This window comes from uncultured Amnibacterium sp. (genome assembly GCF_964244015.1).
Classification (GTDB): domain Bacteria; phylum Actinomycetota; class Actinomycetes; order Actinomycetales; family Microbacteriaceae; genus Amnibacterium.
In genome coordinates, this window is sequence record NZ_CAXTHO010000118.1 from 1 (window position 1) to 7,479 (window position 7,479).

At 71.9% G+C, this 7,479-nt stretch carries 8 protein-coding genes; 1 reads left to right on the forward strand and 7 read right to left on the reverse strand.

The window, feature by feature from the left end; genetic code table 11:
• Positions 1–34 precede the first annotated feature (34 nt).
• A complete protein-coding gene (locus ACFE67_RS12275) occupies positions 35–679 on the reverse strand; it encodes a response regulator (protein WP_375407162.1) in 645 nt (214 codons plus the stop codon).
• Positions 672–1,913 (reverse strand): sensor histidine kinase, encoded by a 1,242-nt coding sequence (locus tag ACFE67_RS12280; protein ID WP_375407163.1) that lies wholly within the window; start codon positions 1,911–1,913, stop codon positions 672–674. Before ACFE67_RS12280 ends, ACFE67_RS12275 begins: the two co-directional genes overlap by 8 nt.
• A 124-nt stretch (positions 1,914–2,037) precedes the next feature.
• Between ACFE67_RS12280 and ACFE67_RS12285 the strand changes: the two genes are divergently transcribed.
• Positions 2,038–3,195 carry a glycosyltransferase family 4 protein gene (locus ACFE67_RS12285; RefSeq protein ID WP_375407164.1) on the forward strand — a complete coding sequence of 386 codons (1,158 nt, stop codon included), beginning with the start codon at positions 2,038–2,040 and terminating at the stop codon, positions 3,193–3,195.
• A 64-nt stretch (positions 3,196–3,259) separates the two neighbouring features.
• Here ACFE67_RS12285 and era read toward each other — a convergent pair whose 3' ends face one another.
• From era to ACFE67_RS12310, 5 genes are all read right to left on the reverse strand, one after another.
• A complete protein-coding gene (gene era, locus ACFE67_RS12290) occupies positions 3,260–4,144 on the reverse strand; it encodes a GTPase Era (RefSeq protein WP_375407165.1) in 885 nt (294 codons plus the stop codon).
• Positions 4,141–5,442 (reverse strand): hemolysin family protein, encoded by a 1,302-nt coding sequence (locus ACFE67_RS12295; protein WP_375407166.1) that lies wholly within the window; start codon positions 5,440–5,442, stop codon positions 4,141–4,143. The genes era and ACFE67_RS12295 overlap by 4 nt, the downstream gene beginning before the upstream one ends.
• The gene (ybeY, locus tag ACFE67_RS12300) at positions 5,439–5,909 is read right to left on the reverse strand and encodes an rRNA maturation RNase YbeY (protein ID WP_375407167.1); all 471 of its coding nucleotides are present in this window, start codon (positions 5,907–5,909) and stop codon (positions 5,439–5,441) included. Before ybeY ends, ACFE67_RS12295 begins: the two co-directional genes overlap by 4 nt.
• Positions 5,906–6,901 (reverse strand): PhoH family protein, encoded by a 996-nt coding sequence (locus ACFE67_RS12305; protein WP_375407170.1) that lies wholly within the window; start codon positions 6,899–6,901, stop codon positions 5,906–5,908. The genes ybeY and ACFE67_RS12305 overlap by 4 nt, the downstream gene beginning before the upstream one ends.
• An 89-nt stretch (positions 6,902–6,990) precedes the next feature.
• Positions 6,991–7,386 (reverse strand): HIT domain-containing protein, encoded by a 396-nt coding sequence (locus ACFE67_RS12310; protein ID WP_375407168.1) that lies wholly within the window; start codon positions 7,384–7,386, stop codon positions 6,991–6,993.
• Positions 7,387–7,479: the final 93 nt, after the last annotated feature.

Genomic DNA, 7,479 nt, shown 5'->3' on the forward strand with positions numbered 1-7,479 from the left:
TCCGGATCCGCGAAGGGATTCCGGATCCGCGAAGTCAGCCGCCGTGCCAGTGGACGACGAGCTGCACCCGGTCGCGGAGGCCGAGCTTCGCCAGGATGCGCGACACGTGGGTCTTCACCGTCGCCTCGCTGACGTACTCGTGCGCGGCGATCTCCGAGTTGCTGAGGCCCTTGCCGGCCAACTCGTAGATCTCGCGCTCGCGCGGGCTGAGCACCGCGACCCGGGTGTCCTCGAGCTTCCGCCCGCGGCCGAAGGTGGCGAGCAGGTGGCCGATCGCGGCCGGGGCGATGACAGCGGCCCCGCTGTGCACCGTGCGCACGGCGGCGAGCAGGAACTCCGGCTTGGCGTCCTTCAGGACGAATCCGGAGGCGCCCGCGCGCAACGCTCGGGCGGCGGCTTCGTCGAGGTCGAAGGTGGTAAGGACGAGCACGCGGACCCGCGCGCCCGCCAACCGCTCCGTCGCGGCGACGCCGTCCATGACGGGCATCCGGATGTCCATCAGGATCACGTCGGGATCGGTGCGGTCGACCTCGGCGAGCGCCGCAGCGCCGTCGGCGGCCTCGCCGACCACCTCGATGTCGGATTGCGAGTCGAGCAGCAGGCGGAGCCCCGAGCGGAACAGGGCCTGGTCGTCCGCCAGCACGACGCGGATTGGCGCCGCCGCGGCCTCCTCAGGCACGGGGCTGCAGGCCGGCGGCGGCGAGCAGGGCGACCAGCGGGTTCGTCTCGGCCGGTTCCTGCTCGGGGTGGTCGGCAGCCTCCTCCGCGATCGGCAGCGCGACCCGGACGCGGTACCGGCCGTTCGAGCCGACGCCGGCCGAGCAGTCGCCGCCCGCGTCGGCGGCCCGCTCCCGCATCCCGGTGACGCCGTGGCCGGCACGTTCGGACGCCGGCACGGCCTCGTCCGGCACGGCGTTCGTGACCACGAGGACCACCTCCCGCTCGCCCCAGTCGACCTCGAACCCGACCGGTGCGGTGCGGTCGCCGTGCCGCATGGCATTCGTCAGCGCCTCCTGCGCGATGCGGTACATGGCGAGGCCGACGGTGCGGGAGAGGTTACGCGGCTCCCCGAAGGCGACCTCCTCGACCTCGACGCCGAGCCCGCGGACCCCCTCCACCAGCCCGGCCAGGTCGTCGGAGCCGGGCACGACGCCGCCCTCGCCGCTGGTGCGCAGGTCGTGCAGCATCGTCCGCACCTCGCCGAGCGCGCGCCGCGCCGTGTCGCTGATCGCCTCGAGGGCCGGGGCGACGGTCTCCGGCTTCGACTCCGCGGCGAAGCGGGCGCCGTCCGCCTGCGCGATGACGACGGCCAGCGAATGCGCGACGACGTCGTGCACCTCGCGGGCGAGCCGGTTCCGCTCCAGCTCGAGCAGCACGTCCCGCTCCGCGGCCTGAGACCGTTCGACCGTCTCGGTGAGCCGGCCCTCGAGCGACGCGGAGCGCCGGAGCTGGCGCCAGCCCCACCCCGCCGCGATGGCGAGGAGCCCGAAGAAGGCCACACCGATGAACGCCGCCGTTCCTGCGGTGCCCAGCGTGATGAAGCAGTCCACGATGACCAGCGCGGCACCGGCCCAGTGCAGCCGGCGATCGGGCGTCAGCCAGGCGCCGAGGACGGCGAACCATGCCGTCGCTCCGACGGCGATGGCGCCGCCGTTCGCATTCGAGCCGAGGGCGACACACAGCAGGAGGACGACCAGTGCTGCCGCCGAGCAGGCGATCGCTCTCCACGGCCGCACGCGCCACCAGACAAGGACCAGGACGCCCGGTATCCCTGCGAACGCGACGGACACCGGGCTCCTGCCCGCTTCGCCCGCGATGGCGAGGACGTACCAGCAGGCTGCGACGAGCACGGCGAAGGCGAGCCGCACCCGCGGATCCAGCAGCACCTCAGAAGGTCGTTCCGGAACTGTCACGAGGTCAGGCTAGGGACCACCGCGCTGCGGCCAGACGCCGGCCGGCGCGAATCATCCTGCGGGATGACCGCGGTCATCCCGGTGACCCTGGTCCGCGACGTCGGCCCGCCGGTTCGCTGCCGTCATGCGGATCGCGATCGTGCTCGACTACTCCCTCGACCTGATCGGCGGCGCGCAGCGAGCGGCGCTGAACGAGGCGTGCGCCCTCGTCGCAGGGGGTCATCGGGTGCTGCTCGTCGCCCCGCGCGCGGCTGACGCGGTGGCCGTGCTGCCGCGCGGAGTCGACGCGCTGTGGACCACCTCCCGCCGCTTGCCGGCGCTCGACTTCCCGCTCGTCGCCGACGACGCGGCGCTGCGGGACCGACTGCACCGGCACCTCCGCGCTGCCCGCATCGACGCCGTGCACCTGCACTCCGAGTTCGGTCATGCGCGTGCCGCCCTGCATGCCGCTCGGCGCCTGGGGATCCCCGTGGTGCACACGATCCACACCGCCTACTGGCCGGGCGTGCCCGCGCCGTGCCGGGCGGTGGTGCGGGAGTACCTCGAGCGGCTCGCGGGACCGGTCGCGAGGCGCACCGCCAACCCGCTGCTGGACCACACCCTGGCGGTGGCGCTCGATGCGGACGTCGTGGTGTCGCCGTCCGCTCACCAGGGATGGGACCTCGCCGGGTTCGGGATACCCGGGGTCGTGGTGCTGCCGAACTGCGACGTCGCCGGTCCTCCCCCCGAGCCGCTCCCGGCGACCGACCACCTCCGGGTCGCCTGGATCGGCCGGTGCGTGCCCGAGAAGCGACTGCTCACCTTCGTCCGCGCGGTCCGGATCGCGCAGCGGCGCCTGCCGGAGGACCGACTCCGGGTCGCGATCGCCGGCGACGGGCTGCTGCTGCCGGTCGCGAAGCGGGTCGGCGCACCCGGCACGGTGTTCCTCGGCAGGCTCGACCGGGCCGGCGTCCGTCGGCTGATCGCCGACTCGCACCTGACCGCCCTCACGTCGCACGGATTCGACAACCAGCCGATGACGGTCGTCGAGTCGATCCGCGCCGGCCGGGGCGTGCTGCACACCGACCCGCGATTGACGGAGGGCCTCGACCGTGCGGGCCTGCTCACCGCGACGCCGGATGCGGGCGCTATCGCGGACCTGCTGGTCGAGCTCGCGCTCGACCCGGCGCGAGTGCGGGCGGCCGCCGCCGGGGCGCAGGAGGCGTCGTCGCTGTTCGCTCCGGAGACCTACGTCGCGCGGCTCCTGCCCCTGCTCGCCGGAGCGCAGGCCGTGGCGGCGTGACTGTTCATCTTTACGGAGTTCTGGCAGCGGCGAAGCCGCGCCAGAACTCCGTAAAGATGAACGGTCAGAAGCCGAGGCGGCCGAGCTGCTTCGGGTCGCGCTGCCACTCCTTGGCGACCTTCACGTGGAGGGAGAGGAAGACCTTCGTGCCGACGAGGGGCTCGATCTGCGCGCGGGCGGTGGTGCCGATCTCCTTCAGCCGGGAGCCCTTGCTGCCGATCATGATGATCCGCTGGCTGTCCCGCTCGACCCAGACGTTGGCGAAGATGCGGGTCATCCCCTCCTGCTCCTCGATGTCGTCGATCGTCACGGCGAGGGAGTGCGGCAGCTCCTCGCGAGCGCCCTCGAGGGCGGCCTCGCGGATGTACTCCGCGATCCGCTGCTCGAGGGTCTCGTCGGTGACCGCCTCCACGTCGTAGAGCGCGGGACCCTCCGGCATCAGCGCGAGCGACTCGGCGATCAGCACGTCCAGCTGCAGGCCGTCGACCGCGGACACCGGGATGACGCTCGCCCACTCCCCCAGCGCGCTGACCGCGAGCAGCTGCGCCGCCACCCGCTCCTTCGGCACGGCGTCGATCTTGGTGACGATCGCGATGCGCTTCGCTCGGGGTGCATCGTCGAGGCGGGCGTGGAGGAAACGGTCGCCCGGCCCGATCGGCTCGCCGGCCGGCACGCAGAACCCGATCACGTCGACGTCCGACAGCGTGTTCGCGACCACGTCGTTCAGCCGCTGGCCGAGCAGGGTGCGCGGCCGGTGCATGCCGGGGGTGTCGACGACGACCAGCTGCCCGTCGGGGCGGCTCACGATGCCGCGGATCGCGCGTCGCGTCGTCTGCGGCTTCGGGGAGGTGATCGCGACCTTCTCGCCGACGAGCGCGTTCATCAGCGTCGACTTGCCCACGTTCGGTCTGCCGACGAACGTCAGGAACCCCGACCGGTACTCGCTCATGCGCCCATCACCTTCGCGTCCTCCTCGGCGTCGTCGACCGCGAACGAGACGCGCTCGACGAGCACACGGCTGAGGCCGCGGCGTCGACCTTCGATCTGCTCGGCGCTCAGCACCATGCCGTCCACCTGCACGCGGTCGCCGAGCATCGGCAGCCGGTCCAGGTGCTTCGTCAGCAGGCCGCCGACCGAGTCGACGTCCTCATCCTCCACCTCGAGTCCGACCAGGTCGGAGAGCTCGTCGAGCTGCATCCGGGCGGAGACCAGCCACCGGCGTTCGCCGACCACGACGCTGTCCGGCGTCTCCCGGTCAGACTCGTCGGTGATGTCGCCGACCAGCTCCTCGATCAGGTCCTCGAGCGTGACCAGCCCGGCGATGCCGCCGTACTCGTCGACGACCATCGCGAGGTGGTTCGACGCCTGCTGCATCTGCCGCAGCGTGTCGTCGGCCTTCTTCGAGTCGGGCACGAACAGCACCGGACGGGCGAGGTCGGCCGCGGTGGGATGGTGCGCCCGCTTCTTCGGCTGCTCGGTCAGGATCCGCGCGACGTCCCGGAGGTGCAGCACGCCGACGATGTCGTCCGCGTCCTTCGCCCGCACCGGCACTCGGGACAGCGCGCGGTTCAGCAGCAGCTTCATCGCCGGCTCGGCCTTCGCGGTGGCCTCGATCGTCACCATGTCGGTACGCGGCACCATCACCTCGCGCACGGCCGTGTCACCCCACTTGAAGATCGAGTGGATCAGGTCGCTGTCGTCCTGCCCCAGCACGTCGAGCTCGGTGGCCTCGTCGACCATGGACAGCAACTGCTCCTCCGAGGTGAACGTCGCGGCCCCGCGCGCCCTGCCGGGTGTGACGCGGTTGCCGAGCCAGACCAGCACCCCGGCGAGCGGGCCGAGGATCAGGCGCGACACCCGGATGACCGGGGCCGTCGCGCGCAGCAGCCCGCGGGGGTGCGTCCTGCCGACGCTGCGCGGGCTCGCCCCGACGAGCACGAACGAGACGCCGGTCATGATCACGGCGGCGATCAGCAGCACCAGCCACGGGTTCTCGACGATCGCCGCGAACGCGAGCGTGACGAGCACCGCGGCGCTCGTCTCGGCGAGCACCCGGACGAAGTTCACGGCGTTGATGTGCGCACCCGTGTCGCCCGCGATCGCGAGGAGGGAGGCGCGGAAGCGCGCCCGGAGCGCGGCGTCCTGCAGCTCCGCCCTCGACAGCGTGACCATCGCGGCGTCGCAGGCTGCGAGCAGCCCGCCGAACGCCACGAGCACGAACGCGGCGACGAGGAAGAGGGGGGTCATGCCCGTTTCTGCTGCTTCTCCTGCACGGCGAAGCCGACCAGGATGTCGCGCTGCACGCCGAACATCTCCCGCTCGTCCTCCGGCTCGGCGTGGTCGAACCCGAGCAGGTGCAGCAGGCCGTGCGCGGTGAGCAGCTTGACCTCGTCGAGCACCGAGTGCCCCGCCGTCTTCGCCTGCGCCTCCGCGACCTGCGGGCACACCACGATGTCGCCGAGCAGCCCGGCCGGGGTGGGCACGTCGTCCGTACCGGGACGCAGCTCGTCCATCGGGAAGCTGAGGACGTCCGTCGGCCCCGGCTCGTCCATCCACTGCACGTGCAGCTGCTCCATCGCGGCCTCGTCGACGAACAGGATCGCGACGTCCGCGTCCGGGTGCACGTGCAGCAGGTCGAGCCCGAAGGTGATGAGGCGCTGGATCGCGGACTCGTCGACCGGGAGGCCGGACTCGTTGTTCAGCTCGACGCTCACCGGCGCGGCCGCGGATCGCCGGCGGCGCCGTCGGGATGGCGTGCGGCCGCCGCTGCGAGCCGCTCCTCGTCGAACCGGCTGTACGCGTCGACGATGCGGCCGACGAGCGAGTGCCGCACGACGTCCGCGCTGGTGAGCTGCGAGAAGTGGATGTCGTCGATGCCGTTCACGATCCCCTGAACCGTGCGCAGCCCGGACACGTTGTTCGGCAGGTCCGCCTGGGTGACGTCGCCCGTGATCACCATCTTCGAGTTGAAGCCGAGCCGGGTCAGGAACATCTTCATCTGCTCCGGCGTGGTGTTCTGCGCCTCGTCGAGCACCACGAACGAGTCGTTCAGCGTACGGCCGCGCATGTAGGCGAGCGGCGCGACCTCGATCGTCGAGGTCGCCATGAGCTTCGGGACCAGCTCGGGGTCCATCATCTCGTTCAGCGCGTCGTAGAGCGGGCGGAGGTAGGGGTCGATCTTGTCGGTCAGGGTGCCGGGCAGGTAGCCGAGCCGCTCCCCCGCCTCCACCGCCGGCCTCGTCAGGATGATCCGGGAGACCTGCTTGCGGGTCAGCGCCTGCACGGCCTTCGCCATCGCGAGATAGGTCTTGCCGGTACCCGCCGGTCCGATGCCGAACGTGATCGTGTTGTGGTCGATCGCATCGACGTACGACTTCTGCCCCAGGGTCTTGGGGCGGATCGCCCTGCCCTTGGCGGTCAGGATCGCCTGGCCCAGCAGCTGCGCCGGATGCGAGTCCCGGTTCCCCTCGAGGATGCGGGCGGAGGAGTCGACGTCGACGGGACCGAGCTCGTGACCGTCCCGGACCATCTGCAGCAGCTCCTCGATCAGGCGCTGCGCGGCCCGGACCTGCGCCGGCTCGCCGATCAGGGTGATCTCGTTGCCGCGGACCAGCACCTCCACGAGGGGGAACTGCTGCTCGATCTGGCCCAGCAGCCGGTCCTGCGGGCCGAGGAGGCGGACCATCGCGATGCCGTCGACCGCCATCGTGCGGGTCTCCGAGCCTGTCGCCGGGAACCTGCGGGCCACGGACGACGCGGTGCGTCCCGCTCGGGCACGGAGGCCGTCGGAGTCCGTCACGCGTCCTCTCCATCGGGCATGCCGAGGGTCATGGTGCGTTCGTCGAGCGCGGTCCCCGGTGACGCCAGGACGTGGGCGTGCACGTGGAAGACGGTCTGCCCGGCGCCCGCGCCGGTGTTGAAGACGAGCCGGAAGTCGGACGCGCCCGCCCCGGTCGCGGCGTCGCGCGCGACCTCGACGATGTGCGCGAGCAGCGCCGGGTCGTGCTCGGCGACCGCGGTGACGTCGGCGTACCGGTCGGTCTTGGGGATGACGAGGAGGTGGATCGGTGCCTGCGGCGCGATGTCCCGGATGACGAACACGTCGTCGGTCTGCAGCACGATCTCGCTCGGGATCTCCCCGCGCAGGATGCGCGTGAAGACCGAGGGCTCCGTGCCGACACGCTCCGTCATGGCCGCTCAGTGTACGTCGCCCCGAAGCCGCCCCTGTGGTGTTCACGGATCAGGACCTGCGCTCATGTACACAGTGGGGCGCTTCGCGCTGCC